The sequence below is a fragment of the Pradoshia sp. Z6_59 genome (assembly GCF_058267515.1).
In genome coordinates this window covers 116,306-129,270 of sequence record NZ_JBZCPP010000001.1, presented here as the reverse complement: position 1 = coordinate 129,270, position 12,965 = coordinate 116,306, and the positions used below count along the sequence as shown (strand labels likewise).

Here is a 12,965-nt window from a genome sequence, read left to right as displayed (position 1 = left end):
TTCCATCACTTGGTACAAGCATTAAACAATTGTCATATAGTAGCACATAAAAAAGGCTGCCGATATTAGATCGGCAGCCTTTCATTCTTCCCTTAATGGAAGTAACTTTTATTCAGGTAATAATACATTTCCAAGATAACGTCCTGTAAGCCATGTTCTGTTCCTTCGTACTGCAATCGACTGGAATGTCTCGTACTCCGGTGGTAATCATCTATCTTCAGACTCCTACGAGTCTGCCCTTTCCCCTCGTTCATTTCCTTGGGAAAGGCGCCCCTACCAAATTTGGGTTTCTCGCTCGCGGGGTTTACCTCGTTCCACCCTTTTTGTTTCCAAAAAGGCTCCGTCACTGTGGCACTTTTATAGGTACCGGTGCCATATTCTAAAAGAACTTAGGCACTTTCCCAGCCGTCAGCCTGAAACAGACTGCCCTAGCTTATTGGTCTAGGCACGAACACTACAGGCATCTCAGCCTGTGCGAGCATGGACTTTCCTCTACAATTTGCATTGCAGCGATTACCCAGACGTTATCACATGCAAAATTCATTATACCCTCATTTCAGCCATAAAACAACTGTTATTATTTGGAAGTTGTTTTATTCGTATAGCTTACTTCCAAACACATGCTTTTCCAGGTTGGATAAGCGTTTTAAAATATCGAAATTGGTGGTACCTGTTGCTTGCTGTACTGGTTGTACTGTTCTTTTCGGCTGTTCTTCCAATTGCTTTTTCAGCTTCATATTCTCTTGCTGAAGGGTTTCAATTTCCTGATGAAAAACCTCATAATCCTTTATTACTAAATCCAGGAATTGATCAACATCTTCTTGCTTGTATCCTCTGACACCCGTTTTAAATTCTTTCTCTAAGATATCCTTTGCGGTCAACTTTGTTTTATCTGAGAGCATTTTATTCACCTCAAATTCATACGACTAATATATAATATTTTTTCAAAAAAAGTGCTGTTTGTCAATTTCCCTCTTAATAATCTTCCCATTGTGCCTCATCAATTAAACTTTGCAGGTCCCAAAATGTTATTTGAAGGATGGGATAATCCTGTTTTTTTTGTTTCTTTTTACCTTCAAACCAGCTATATTTAGGGCTTCCGTCCTTTTCATCATCGTACAATATTAACATTTCATCGCTTTTATCGACAATAAATTGGTTCTTCAGCTTTAACTGCCATGGTCCTTCATATGGTTTCTTTGAAATAGCCTCAACATAGTCTGCCTGGAGTAGTATTTCTTCATACAGTTCTTTAACCGGTTCTTTCCAATTCTCTTCCTGATTTAGATAAGGCAATAAAACGCCAAGCTTTAGATCTGGATACTCTTCCTGTAAGTCAAAAATGACCTGTGCAGTCCATAGTTCCACTCCTGGCTGCCCTGTAATCAGTACCCATTCCATTCCTTCCTCAAGAAGAGTTAACAAGCGACTCAGAAGTGCTTTTTTTATGTATTTGATACCCTCGTGATTTTGATCAAAAATACCAAGCTCGTGGGCCTTATATCCTGTTACAAAAACGACTTTTCCCATATAAGTTCACATCCATTTATACATTATACATGAAATCATAAAAGAAGAGGCTTTACGCCTCTTACTTTTAAAAGCCAAAGCCACTGCCACTACCTGGGCAACCAGGGCATTGCGGATTTGGTGCACCAAAATGCTGGGATTGTTGGGATACATTATTGGCAGTTTGGTAAGAGTGTGGGAAATGATGCTGATGTTGAAATACATGGTTATTCACTTCAAGAGTTTGAACAGGATGCACATGCGGAACTACATGTGTATAGCAATTTTCTTTAACGAATTGGATTGGCTTGTGGCAAACCGGCGGGCACACCTGCACCTTGTTACATCCTGGTATTTGAATAGGTCCACAATGTTGTTGATGATGACGACGACGACCGAACATACGCGTCTCTCCTTTCAGATATCTATATAGATTACATTAATAGACTATGAAATGTTGGATAAGACCGTACTGAGACATTTACCTATTTTCCGTTTATAAAAAAATGTTTCAGCAGCAGAGCTGCTACATGAGTATTAAATAGAAGTGAAAATCACCATCGATAATCCGATTACGACAAAAAATAAACAAAAGACAACCTTATGCATCCGCTTTATGCTCACTTCCTTTTACGTTTCCGTCAAGTGTATAACATTAATTTACATGGGATGCGCAAACATAACAACCATTATTTAGATTTCTTTCATTCCAATTTTTTCTTTATCTAATTTACGCTCCAGTCGGGAGATGCGGTGAAGGGTTGATTTCTCATGAATACCATGTTTATGAAATGAATATTTCCTAATTTCCAACAAAGCTTCATTAGAATACTTCAAAGCTATAGCATAATCCTTTTTCCTATGCTCAAAATATTTCGCCAGCTCAATCAATGAACAGCAAACAAGTTCTGATGTCTGTGCACCGCTCGCTTCTTCCCAAAGCTTTACTGCTGCCTCTTCATTTTTATTCTTTTTATGTTCGTTCGCCAGATGAAAGAGTACCTTCAGGCGTTCTTCATCGTGCTTCGATTCAGTAATTCCTTTTTCAAATGAACCTATAGCACGCTCCCGATCCTTTAAATGAGAAAACCACCTTGCCAGCTCAAATGAGTCCTCATGCTCCAATGCTTCATCGTTTAATAAAAGGGCAGACAAATGAATGTACAGGGTGATTAAAGATAAAATATCCCATTCATTATGCTTCATTATTTTAAAAACAGCTTCCGGATTTTGCCTATCCACGTAATCAAAATAAATGATAGGGGCGAGGTATCCCGGTACATCATCCTTTCTCTCAAAACCAAGTACCTCTTTTTCAACAACAGATAGCTTTACACGATCTAATTTGTTTTTCCACAGTCTTCTAGAAGCATGATATAAATCGAAATGACCGAAATCAGGTAATTTAGGTAAGTGCTGACGTAAAAGAGTATGCTGCGTAACTACCTGCGGCCAGTCAAATGCCTTTCCATTATAGGTGACCAATGTCTCATAATTCACTTTTTCCAAAAAGGTCTTGTAAAACGGAATTTCAAAGCCCGGTCTTGGCAGAAAATGTTGTCTGACCTTTATATGCCCATCCTCCAAAAAAGCATATCCGAGCAAAAAGATGGAAGTCCCCGCACCACCACCCAATCCGGTTGTTTCTGTATCAAAGAAAAACATTTGATTTGCTTCAAACCCTTTGGCGGAAAGAGGGTGCTTTAGGTCGCTCTCATTCCAAATCTTCACAATTTGTGGAAGCATATCAAATGTATACTTTCCATGCTGATAGTTAAGCGGATAGCTGACCTCCCTGATTAAGCAATATTCATTCTCGTAAATAACAGGAACCGCCCCGAATTCGCTCCATTGCTCAAAGAAAGGAATGTCCACATTTTCTAGAGCCATATCGGGTTTAGAAACTACTTCCACACGTTTTTTTGAGCCTTCGCTAACATTTGTGTTCAGATGTTTTTTCATCCGGTTAAGTTTATTTTTAATTGACATGTAAATGGTCACCGGCCATTCGGTTTCCAAGAATGGATAACACTTTAATGGAATCCTCCTTTAAAGACGAGCCAGTGCCTTCCATTCCTACACAGGATGGGCAGCCATTTTCACATGGACAGACTCTAATTGCCTGAATCGTCTCCTGAATAATTTGTTCGCTGTTTTCATACATATGTTTGCTTAAACCGATTCCACCCGGATAATGATCGTAAATAAAAATGGTCGGAAGCTCGTTATGTGTTGCCTTTACTTGAGGGTATACGTGAATATCCCCCGGGTCACACAGCACATAGACCGGAATGATGCCTCGCAGAGCGTGAGAGGCACCCATAAGTCCCTCCTCGAGTCGCTCTTCCTTCCAATCAACACTCCCTTCCTTTAGAGAGAGCATACATGCATTTGTATGAATTTCTTCTTCCGGTAAGTGAATTGGTCCCGATCCAATATTTTCATGTGAGTCAAATCTGATTTTCTTGAAGATCGTTGCCATTGCTCGAACGGAAACATCTCCAAATGTAATTTCACTTTTCGGATCAGCGTTTGTTCGGTCAATTTCCAGAACATCTACCTGAACTGCAAGATTGGCATCCGTATAGTAATCCACATTGACCTCGCGTACATAGGCCTTCTTTTCTTCCCAATCCAAATGCTCTACCTGATATTGGATTCCTTGGTGTAAGTAAATGGCTTCATCATGTAGAAGAGTCATCGCGGAGAATCGATCCGTTTCTCCGATAACCTGCACTTTTGGATTCGTTCGGTCTATAATGATCACATTCTCCTGCGAAGCAGATCTTAAACTGATTTCATGCGCCGGGAAAGCATCATTCATCCAATGCCATGTATCTTTATTTTTGTGCACTACATGTTCCTCTGCCAAATATTCCAGAATTTCCGTAACCTCAGCAGCTCCAAATTCCTCCCCTTCTTTAAATGGGATTTCAAAAGCTGCACATTTTAGATGATCAACAAGAATTACCAGATTATCAGGATTGATTCTCGCCGTTTCCGGACTCTTATTAAAGAAGTAATCAGGATGTTGAATGACAAATTGATCTAATGGACTGGAGCTTGCAACCATGATTATAAGAGCCTCTCCGTGACGTCTTCCTGCCCTGCCTGCTTGCTGCCAGGCACTGGCTATCGAGCCTGGATACCCTGTCATAATACATGCCTGGAGCTGTCCTATATCCACGCCCAGTTCAAGTGCATTCGTGCTGACAACCCCATAGATTGATCCATCTCGCAATCCCTTTTCAATTTGCCGCCTTTGTGTCGGTAAATATCCTCCGCGATAACCTGTAATCGCCTTCGGCCCCAGTTGTTTCGAAATCAATTCCTGTAAGTACGTAACCAATATTTCAACACGGACACGGCTGCGCGCAAATACAATGGTTTGGATTTTATTCTTTAATAGGGTGCTGGCTATCTTTCTGACCTCTAATATGGAGCTTCTGCGGATATTTAAAGGTTTATTGACGATTGGTGGGTTATAAAACACAAAATGCTTTTTGCCTGCCGGTGCACCGTTCCGCTCAATTAAGACCATTTTAGATTCTGTTAATTGTTCTGCAAGTTCCTTCGGATTGGCAATCGTTGCAGACGTACAAATAAAAATCGGATCACTGCCATAAAAACGGCAAATTCGCTTTAACCTTCTGATTACATTAGCTGTATGACTGCCAAATACACCCTTATACGTATGCAGCTCGTCAATAACAATATACTTCAGATTCTCGAATAAACTGACCCATTTCGTATGATGGGGTAATATCCCGGAATGTAACATGTCCGGATTGGTCATGACGATATGGCCGGCTTTTCGTATTTTTTGCCTGATACTAGTCGGTGTATCACCATCATACGTATAGCTGTTAATATCTGCATCTGCAGCATCAATCAGTTCCTCTAATTCAGATTTTTGATCATAGCTCAATGCTTTTGTCGGAAATAAATAAAGAGCTCTTGTATCTGCATTCTCAAGAATCGATTGGAGAATCGGTAAGTTATAACACAATGTTTTACCTGAAGCAGTAGGAGTGACCGCCACAATATTTTTTTTATCTCTTATATATTTATAAGCTTCGGCCTGGTGGCTGTATAGCGCTTCTATCCCTCTTTTTTCAAGGGCAGACTTTAACTTTTCATTTAATTCAGTTGGAAAGGGTGAATACGTAGCCTTTTTTTCATCTATGGTATGCCAAAAAGCAATATTGTCTTTGTATTGTTCATCCTGTGAAAAATCATTCATGAACTCCACTAAATTTTTCTTCCCAAACATGATGCACACCTCTTTTCTGTCATCATTGTACCGAATGAACGTTCCCTTGGAAAGGAAAAAGTCGCATCTTTTTCAAGATACGACCTTCCAATTATTGATTCACTTTTTCTATAAATGCGGTAATGGCAGTAGATACTTGTTCCGGGGTCTCAAATATTCCCATATGCCCAGCTTTATAAATAACTATTTGTGTAATATGCTCTCCGCTCACAGTAAATACTTTCTCTATCGGTACAACCTCATCTCTTGCACCGGCTACGAGAAGAGCTGGGATATTCGGCCTTTGCAACACATAATTCTTATCTTCACGATTTTTCATAGCCATTAAAGCGCCGATAATGCCCTTTGGTCTTGTTTCAACCCCTATATCAAACAATGTTTTCAGCATCTCTTGTTCACTTTCCCTTGTTTCCTTTGACAGCAATTTAGGAATCAGATCCTCAATAAAAGCGGATACTCCCTGTTCTTCTACTGTAGAGACACCTGCTGATCGTTTTTTCTTTGCTTCAGGGGAATCCGGCAGTGCTGTGGAATGAATGAGACCATATCCCCTAACAAGATCGGGATGATAATCTACAAAATCGAGAGTAATATATCCTCCCATTGAATGACCAAATAGATAAGCATCCTTTAAATCATATTCAATAAAGAAATTATACAAATCCTCTGCCATATCATGAATACCGTACCCAATCTTTGTAGTATCTGTATCGCCATGGCCCCTTACATCTACAGTAATTACACGATATGATTCTTTCAGATAGGGAATCACTTCTTTCCAGTAATCCTTACTTCCGCAAAAACCATGCAGTAATATAACAGGCTTTCCAGCGCCTTCTTCCTTAAAGGCTAATTTCACAAAGTTATTCTCCATTTATTTACACTCCTTTTCATTTATTGACGCGCATACTTTCTACGTTATAGGTGGAGCCTTTTACATTTATGTATTTTGATAGTAAAAAAGAGACAAGCCCAACTTCTAAAACTTTCCCTATATTTATCCCAATCATTTACCATTATCCATCCTGTTTATAACATTGCTTAAATATAAAGTAAAGCTGCCCTCTCATAGCCAAGTCTATGCTTTTCTTGCCTTACCACTCAACCCTTATCACCCTGATTATTTAACAATTAAGCATAGCCTGCATATGCTATATGTAGAATCATCAGAGGAGGAGAATATTTATGGCTCAAAACAAGAAGAATGGTGCATTTGAACCGCTCCGTAACTTCATTTCACAAATGGATGATTTGTTAACCGAAAACAATAGGAGCGGGCTATTACAGTCCATGGATGATTTTTTCCAAAACCAAAAAATGTTTGCAAGCTTTCCTGTTGAATGGGAAGAAACAGAAACCCATTATATTATTCAAGCTTCTATCGCGGGTGTCGATAAAAATTACATTGAAATTGATATATCTGGTAATAAATTAACAATATCATATGAAACGGAACGAAAAGTAAATAAAGGCGATCAAACATACGCTACTGAAAAACAAAAGAAATCGAGAAGCTTTACATTCCATTATCCAATTGACGAGGAACAAATTGAAGCTACCCACGAAAATGGCTTATTAACAATCAAAGTCCCCAAATCAAAAAAGAAACGCATATCTATCCGATAAACAAAAAACTGCCGATCTATAAACGGCAGTTTTTTATGTGGTTACTTTAAATATAGAACCTACACCTTTTACTAAATTGGATACCTGATTCATTGAATTTAACATCATTCCCGCAGTATCAATCATTTTATTAAAATCAATACTGCCTTCCTGCGTTTTGAATTGATTAAGAACCGATGAAAAATTACTGCCCTGATTTTTTTGCATAAAGCTTTGTTTTGGATATGGATTGGTGATAGCTGTATTCATCTGCTGTGAAGGATAAAAATCCTCATCCTTTGAATATAATGGATTTTGAAAAGGATTCAACTGCTGTTTTGGGTATTGATTCGGCATTTCCTGCTGCGGATAGCCGTAAAATTGTTGATCTTCCATCATACCGGCTGAAACTGGCATACTTCCTGGATATTGCTCCATATAGTATGGATTAAAGGATGGCTGTTGATACATTTGGTTAGGATAGTACGGTTGGTAAGCAAGGTTTCCTTCAAACGGATTCATTTGTTGTTGCTGAATAGCCTCCGGTCCCCAAATACCCTGTGGCTGAACCTGAGGAGCCGCAGTACCAGCCGGATAAATATTTCTATATTCATATGAAGGCACGTAGGCTGCAACCGGCATTCCATAATAAGGATTAAAATCACCATTACGCTTTCTAGCTTTTTTCTCAAATAGTGGTTTAAGCATAACTCTCCCTCCGCTCTAACTCTATACTTATACAGTATGCAGCATCTGGGATTGGGTGCTCCGCTACTCCACGTTCGCTTCCTCCATCCGAATCTGTTCGAGTACAAACAAAGCAGCATTGCAATGTTTAATAAATCTGGATTTGCTTGATTCCGGAAAGTAACAATGGACAGAAACCTGCAAAACATTATTATGGGTATTCTTAATCTGCATGAGAGATAGATATTTAGGACTTTTATCCGCTACCCATTGCTCAGCCTCAATCAGCCATTCATCTGCAAGCTGCTTAGTATGGTCGGCGAACGGCTTAATCACAGTGTGAAAATCAGCACGCTCTTCCGTTTCGCGTGCTTCTCTATAGATTTTTTCAGCATTATTAACGATCTCTATCAAAGCGATTGTCTTTTGATAAAAGTTATCTTTCATATACATTACATCCTTGTTCTTTTTACCTAATCTAAACAGAATTTCAGAAAAAATGATACTATCTTGTTTTTTACGTCAAATGAGCCAATTTCAATATGGACAGTTGTGTATCATGTTTGTAATCCTCAATAAAATCATTCATTTTAATTTGAATATCTGCCATATCCATATCAATCTTCCTGGCTTCAGTTTTGATTGTATACGTGAACTCGGCTATTGTATCATTTACTTCATTATCTGTTTTTCTAATTATTTCTTCCTCGAGGGCTATTATCTCCTGCTCCAATTCCTTCAGCAATGTGATGATATTTTCTTTGGAACTCATGCACCTCACCCTTTCCTGATTCTTATACACTAATGGTTTCGATTTAACTATTGCAATCCCTTCATAGACGACAAAACTAGAAGAGTATCGGCAAAGAAAACAGAGACGGCGCACGTAAATGCTTCCTTCGACAACTTGCATAAACTCTCTAAACATAGACAACCTATTGAATAGGAGGTGTAGTCATGAAGAAAAATACATCAGCTGCTCAAGAGAAAAAAAAGAAAAGCAATAACGCATCCAGCAAGCATACAGGCAATCCAAAACTAGATGGTCCGGATAAACCATCAACTTAAATTAGCTGCTACTTACTTAATAGCCGGAGGATTTTATATTCTCCGGTTTTTATTATTCTCTTTCGCTTAAAAGATGACCCCGGTAACATTCTTCTATATAATCATATACTCTAACCTTTTTATCTAAAAAGTACCTTTGACGAATCCAGCCAATTTATTATAAACTTCGAAGTGCCTTAGTTTCGTTTACACTCTATTAATTTAGTAATTATTGAAAGAAAAATGCACGTTTTTCTTATCACAAATTTACATAAGTGAGTATCTGTACCAATTATTTAAACTTTCTCTGTAAGTAATAATGAATTTTACAATTTTGATGCTATTTTTGTTATGATAAGGATGGGCTTGGAGGGATACTATGTCTATAAAATATCCTAATGGAAAACAATATAACCCGATTGAGAAAACCGGCAGCAAAGTACTGAAACAGAAAAAAGTGAATTATTCTAATCGGGGAATGACATTGGAGGATGACTTAAACGAAACAAATCTTTATTATATAGAGAATAACATCGCAATTGTTCACAAAAAGCCAACACCTGTTCAGATTGTAAATGTGTCTTATCCTAAGAGGAGCGCTGCAGTCATAAAAGAAGCCTATTTTAAGCAAGCCTCCACAACGGATTATAATGGTGTATATAAAGGCAGATACATTGACTTTGAAGCGAAGGAAACCAGACAAACAACCTCTTTCCCTTTAAAGAATTTTCATGAACACCAAATTATCCATATGCGCAATATCATTAAACATGGCGGGATAGCCTTTATTATTATGCGTTTCAGTGTAACTGAGGAAATTTACTATTTACCGGCTGAGACACTCATCTATTATTGGGAAGAGATGCTATCTGGCGGTAGAAAATCTATACCAAAAAAGGATATCGAACATACAGGTGAAGTGATTCCACTTGGGTTTTCACCAAGAATTGACTATATTAAGATAATTGACAAAAAATATGGTACCCAACTATTTTAATTGGTCCTTTATCCTGAAAGGAAGGTATGTAACACAATGTCAGATCAATATAAAACGAGGACAGAAAAAAGGAAATATGCAAAATCCAAAAAAAATAATAAACAAAAGAAACAATCTAAATCATCATTATTAAAAAGAACCTTAATTGTTTTAGCTGCACTATTTATTATTGCAGGTATTTCAGTCGGAGGAGTTTTTGCATACTGGGCTGTCACTGCTCCAGAGATCGATGATAGCGCCCTGATTGATCCTATTTCTTCGAAAATCTACGATAAAAACGGAGATGTATATACAGAAGTAGGCTCAGAAACAAGAGATTACGTCGATTATAAGGATGTTCCTAAATTAATGGAAAATGCCATTCTGGCAACTGAAGATGTACGTTTTTATAAACATCACGGAATTGATATTATCCGAGTTGGCGGAGCTTTAATTGGAAACATAACAGGCGGCTTCGGCTCTCAGGGTGGAAGTACTATTACCCAGCAGGTAGTGAAAAACTCTTTCCTTAAATCAGAAAAAACCATTAAACGTAAAGTACAGGAAATGTACCTTGCTTTTCAACTAGAGCAAAAATACTCTAAAGAACAAATTTTTGAAATGTATGTTAACAAAGTATATATGTCATCCGGAGTCCATGGGTTTTCCACAGCATCCAAGCTGTATTTTGGCAAAGAATTGAATGAGCTTACCTTGTCTGAAGCTGCCACACTGGCAGGTATGCCCCAAAGCCCAAATAATTACAACCCGTTTACGTATCCCGAAAAAGCGGAAAAACGAAGAAACATCGTACTTAAGCTAATGGAAAAAGCTGGTTTCATCACTGCTGAAGAACGCGAAAAAGCGCAAGCCGAAAGTGTTGAAGATAGCTTAGTTCCAGAAGATAAACGAGAAAAAACATCCAATACAAAAATTAACGCAATTGTCGATCAAGTTATCGATGAAGTAGAAGAAATTGGCGACTACAATATATACACTGATGGCCTTCAGGTTTATACTTCCATCGATCCTGATGCTCAGGATTTAATGGAAGAAATACTAGATAGTGATAAATATATCGCATACCCCGATGATAAATTCCAGGCCGGTACTGTCTTTATGGATACAAAAACTGGTGAAATCCTTGCAATTGGCGGTGGAAGAAACCAGGAAGTTGCCCGTGGCTTTAACTATGCGACAGACTTAAAATCTAGGCAGCCTGGTTCGACCGTTAAACCAATCCTGGATTACGGTCCGGCAATCGAGTATTTGAATTGGTCAACCGCTCACCATCTTGAAGATGAGCCATATAAATATAATTCCGGCCAATCAATCGGCAGTGCTACAGGTACGTATAAAGGGGATGTCACTATGCGTGAAGCACTGTATAAATCCTTGAACGTCCCTGCCGTTAAAACACTTCAAGAGGTTGGTGAGGAAAATGCCGGCAAATTCGCGAAAAAATTAGGCATTGACTTCGGAGAAATATATGAAGCTTCCGCAATTGGCGGTGTACAAAAATATGCTTCACCTTTAGAAATGGCCGGCGCCTATGCTGCTTTCGGTAATGAAGGAATCTATACCAAACCGCATGTAGTAAAAAAAGTTGTTCTTAGAGATAATGATACAGTTGTTGAAACTGCACCTAAATCTGAGGTAGCCATGAAAGATTCTACAGCCTTTATGATTACAAATGTTCTGCAGGATGTTGTAACAAAAGGTACCGGTACTGCTGCTAATATACCAGGCCTTCATATTGCAGCTAAGACCGGTACAACTAACTATTCTGCAGAAGATCGTGCCAAACATAATATTAGTAAAAGCAGTTCACCGGACGCATGGTTTATCGGATATACAACGAACTTTACAATGTCTGTTTGGACTGGGTATGATCAGCAAATGGAAAATCCCTTAAGTAAGCAGGATACAAAAATTGCTGCACAAATTTTTAAAGCGATGATGGGCAAAATGTCTGAGAATGTGTCAACAGAGAATTTTAAACAGCCAAGTTCCGTAGTAAAGGTTGGCATCGAGAAAGGTACTTTCCCTGCTGTTAAAGCAAGTGAATATACACCAAGCGATAAAATCTCGTATGAGTACTTTGTCAAAGGGCATGAACCATCCAGAACATCAGAAAAATACACAAAAATTGATGCCCCTTCCGGTTTGAATGCTGCATATGATGAAGCAACTAATCGGATAAATGTCAGCTGGAACTATGATTCTTCCAAGGAGGCAGAATTCAATGTTCAAGTTGCTGTAGATGGCGGAGACAGACAAACGTTAACCACTACAAAGGAAACTTCCTTCAGTCTCGATGCTCCAGAAGCCGGCAAAAAGTATACGTTCTATGTAACGGCTACTGTAGACGGCCAGGATAGTGACTCAGCATCTACTTCTGTTTCTATTCCTGAGGCTGCTCCAGAGGAGGAAGAACAGCCAGAACAGCCAGAAGAGCCAACAGAGGACAATACAGAGGATCCAAACCAACCTAACCCAGACAATGGCACAGGTAATGAAGAAGATCCGAATGAAGGTAACAATCCTGACGAAGGTACTAACCCTGGTGAGGACACCAATCCTGACGAAGGTAACCCTGATGAAGGCACTAATCCTGGTGAAGAACAACCTGTCGAAGAACCTGTAGAAGATGAAGAGCAGGAACCTGGTAATAACGGCAACAGTAATGGAAACGGCACTGGAAACGGTAACGGTAATGGAAGATCTAATACGAATTCCATAAATAACAATACAGATGATTCTCAGCCTGACGAAACATCATTTTTGTTCCCACCCGCTATTCAAGAGTTGCCAAGACATATACGTAAAATAGCCTAAATCAAAAAAGAGATCGGACTTAAAAGTCCG

The 12,965-nt window shown here is 38.8% G+C and carries 12 protein-coding genes and 1 other RNA gene; 3 read left to right on the top strand and 10 right to left on the bottom strand.

From position 1 onward, the window contains the following. Positions 1-141: 141 nt before the first annotated feature. The 7 genes from rnpB to AC4D4B_RS00670 all read right to left on the bottom strand — a co-directional run bounded on the left by rnpB (position 142) and on the right by AC4D4B_RS00670 (position 6,656). Positions 142-525: RNase P RNA component class B (gene rnpB / locus AC4D4B_RS00700), an RNA gene on the bottom strand. A 68-nt stretch (positions 526-593) separates the two neighbouring features. Continuing rightward, positions 594-902 carry a cell division regulator GpsB gene (gpsB, locus tag AC4D4B_RS00695; protein WP_139891762.1) on the bottom strand — a complete coding sequence of 103 codons (309 nt, stop codon included), beginning with the start codon at positions 900-902 and terminating at the stop codon, positions 594-596. A 73-nt stretch (positions 903-975) separates the two neighbouring features. After that, positions 976-1,530 (bottom strand): SLOG family protein, encoded by a 555-nt coding sequence (locus AC4D4B_RS00690; protein WP_490994117.1) that lies wholly within the window; start codon positions 1,528-1,530, stop codon positions 976-978. 67 nt (positions 1,531-1,597) lie between these two features. Beyond that, positions 1,598-1,912 (bottom strand): CotD family spore coat protein, encoded by a 315-nt coding sequence (locus AC4D4B_RS00685; protein WP_490994116.1) that lies wholly within the window; start codon positions 1,910-1,912, stop codon positions 1,598-1,600. Between the two features lie 290 nt (positions 1,913-2,202). After that, complete coding sequence (locus AC4D4B_RS00680; RefSeq protein ID WP_490998888.1) at positions 2,203-3,528, bottom strand: ribonuclease H-like domain-containing protein; 1,326 nt, start codon at positions 3,526-3,528, stop codon at positions 2,203-2,205. Further along, entirely contained in the window at positions 3,488-5,782 is a 2,295-nt protein-coding gene (locus tag AC4D4B_RS00675) for a DEAD/DEAH box helicase (protein WP_490998887.1), read from the bottom strand. The genes AC4D4B_RS00680 and AC4D4B_RS00675 overlap by 41 nt, the downstream gene beginning before the upstream one ends. 91 nt (positions 5,783-5,873) lie before the next feature. After that, positions 5,874-6,656, bottom strand: a complete 783-nt coding sequence (locus AC4D4B_RS00670) for an alpha/beta fold hydrolase (protein WP_490998886.1) — start codon at positions 6,654-6,656, stop codon at positions 5,874-5,876. Between the two features lie 311 nt (positions 6,657-6,967). Between AC4D4B_RS00670 and AC4D4B_RS00665 the strand changes: the two genes are divergently transcribed. Continuing rightward, positions 6,968-7,408, top strand: coding sequence for an Hsp20/alpha crystallin family protein (locus tag AC4D4B_RS00665; protein ID WP_490994112.1), 441 nt, complete (start codon positions 6,968-6,970; stop codon positions 7,406-7,408). 33 nt (positions 7,409-7,441) lie between these two features. On the opposite strand, the gene AC4D4B_RS00660 is transcribed toward AC4D4B_RS00665, so the two are convergent. From AC4D4B_RS00660 to AC4D4B_RS00650, 3 genes are all read right to left on the bottom strand, one after another. Next, entirely contained in the window at positions 7,442-8,095 is a 654-nt protein-coding gene (locus AC4D4B_RS00660) for a YppG family protein (RefSeq protein ID WP_490998885.1), read from the bottom strand. A 63-nt stretch (positions 8,096-8,158) separates the two neighbouring features. Continuing rightward, positions 8,159-8,521, bottom strand: a complete 363-nt coding sequence (locus AC4D4B_RS00655; protein WP_490994110.1) for a DUF1798 family protein — start codon at positions 8,519-8,521, stop codon at positions 8,159-8,161. A 70-nt stretch (positions 8,522-8,591) separates the two neighbouring features. Then, a complete protein-coding gene (locus AC4D4B_RS00650) occupies positions 8,592-8,846 on the bottom strand; it encodes a hypothetical protein (RefSeq protein ID WP_490998884.1) in 255 nt (84 codons plus the stop codon). A 654-nt stretch (positions 8,847-9,500) separates the two neighbouring features. Here AC4D4B_RS00650 and recU point away from each other — a divergent pair. Both recU and AC4D4B_RS00640 read left to right on the top strand, forming a co-directional pair. Next, a complete protein-coding gene (gene recU, locus AC4D4B_RS00645) occupies positions 9,501-10,118 on the top strand; it encodes a Holliday junction resolvase RecU (protein WP_490994108.1) in 618 nt (205 codons plus the stop codon). A 36-nt stretch (positions 10,119-10,154) separates the two neighbouring features. Next, positions 10,155-12,935 carry a transglycosylase domain-containing protein gene (locus AC4D4B_RS00640; protein ID WP_490998883.1) on the top strand — a complete coding sequence of 927 codons (2,781 nt, stop codon included), beginning with the start codon at positions 10,155-10,157 and terminating at the stop codon, positions 12,933-12,935. Positions 12,936-12,965 lie beyond the last annotated feature (30 nt).

What these genes read in the sequence shown, in the direction of transcription:
- AC4D4B_RS00690 (WP_490994117.1), bottom strand. Translation starts at nt 1,530, where the DNA reads ATGGGAAAAGTCGTTTTTGTAACAGGATATAAGGCCCACGAGCTTGGT.
- AC4D4B_RS00665 (WP_490994112.1), top strand. Translation starts at nt 6,968, where the DNA reads ATGGCTCAAAACAAGAAGAATGGTGCATTTGAACCGCTCCGTAACTTC.
- AC4D4B_RS00685 (WP_490994116.1), bottom strand. Translation starts at nt 1,912, where the DNA reads ATGTTCGGTCGTCGTCGTCATCATCAACAACATTGTGGACCTATTCAA.
- recU (WP_490994108.1), top strand. Translation starts at nt 9,501, where the DNA reads ATGTCTATAAAATATCCTAATGGAAAACAATATAACCCGATTGAGAAA.
- AC4D4B_RS00660 (WP_490998885.1), bottom strand. Translation starts at nt 8,095, where the DNA reads ATGCTTAAACCACTATTTGAGAAAAAAGCTAGAAAGCGTAATGGTGAT.
- AC4D4B_RS00640 (WP_490998883.1), top strand. Translation starts at nt 10,155, where the DNA reads ATGTCAGATCAATATAAAACGAGGACAGAAAAAAGGAAATATGCAAAA.
- gpsB (WP_139891762.1), bottom strand. Translation starts at nt 902, where the DNA reads ATGCTCTCAGATAAAACAAAGTTGACCGCAAAGGATATCTTAGAGAAA.
- AC4D4B_RS00650 (WP_490998884.1), bottom strand. Translation starts at nt 8,846, where the DNA reads ATGAGTTCCAAAGAAAATATCATCACATTGCTGAAGGAATTGGAGCAG.
- AC4D4B_RS00670 (WP_490998886.1), bottom strand. Translation starts at nt 6,656, where the DNA reads ATGGAGAATAACTTTGTGAAATTAGCCTTTAAGGAAGAAGGCGCTGGA.
- AC4D4B_RS00675 (WP_490998887.1), bottom strand. Translation starts at nt 5,782, where the DNA reads ATGTTTGGGAAGAAAAATTTAGTGGAGTTCATGAATGATTTTTCACAG.
- AC4D4B_RS00655 (WP_490994110.1), bottom strand. Translation starts at nt 8,521, where the DNA reads ATGAAAGATAACTTTTATCAAAAGACAATCGCTTTGATAGAGATCGTT.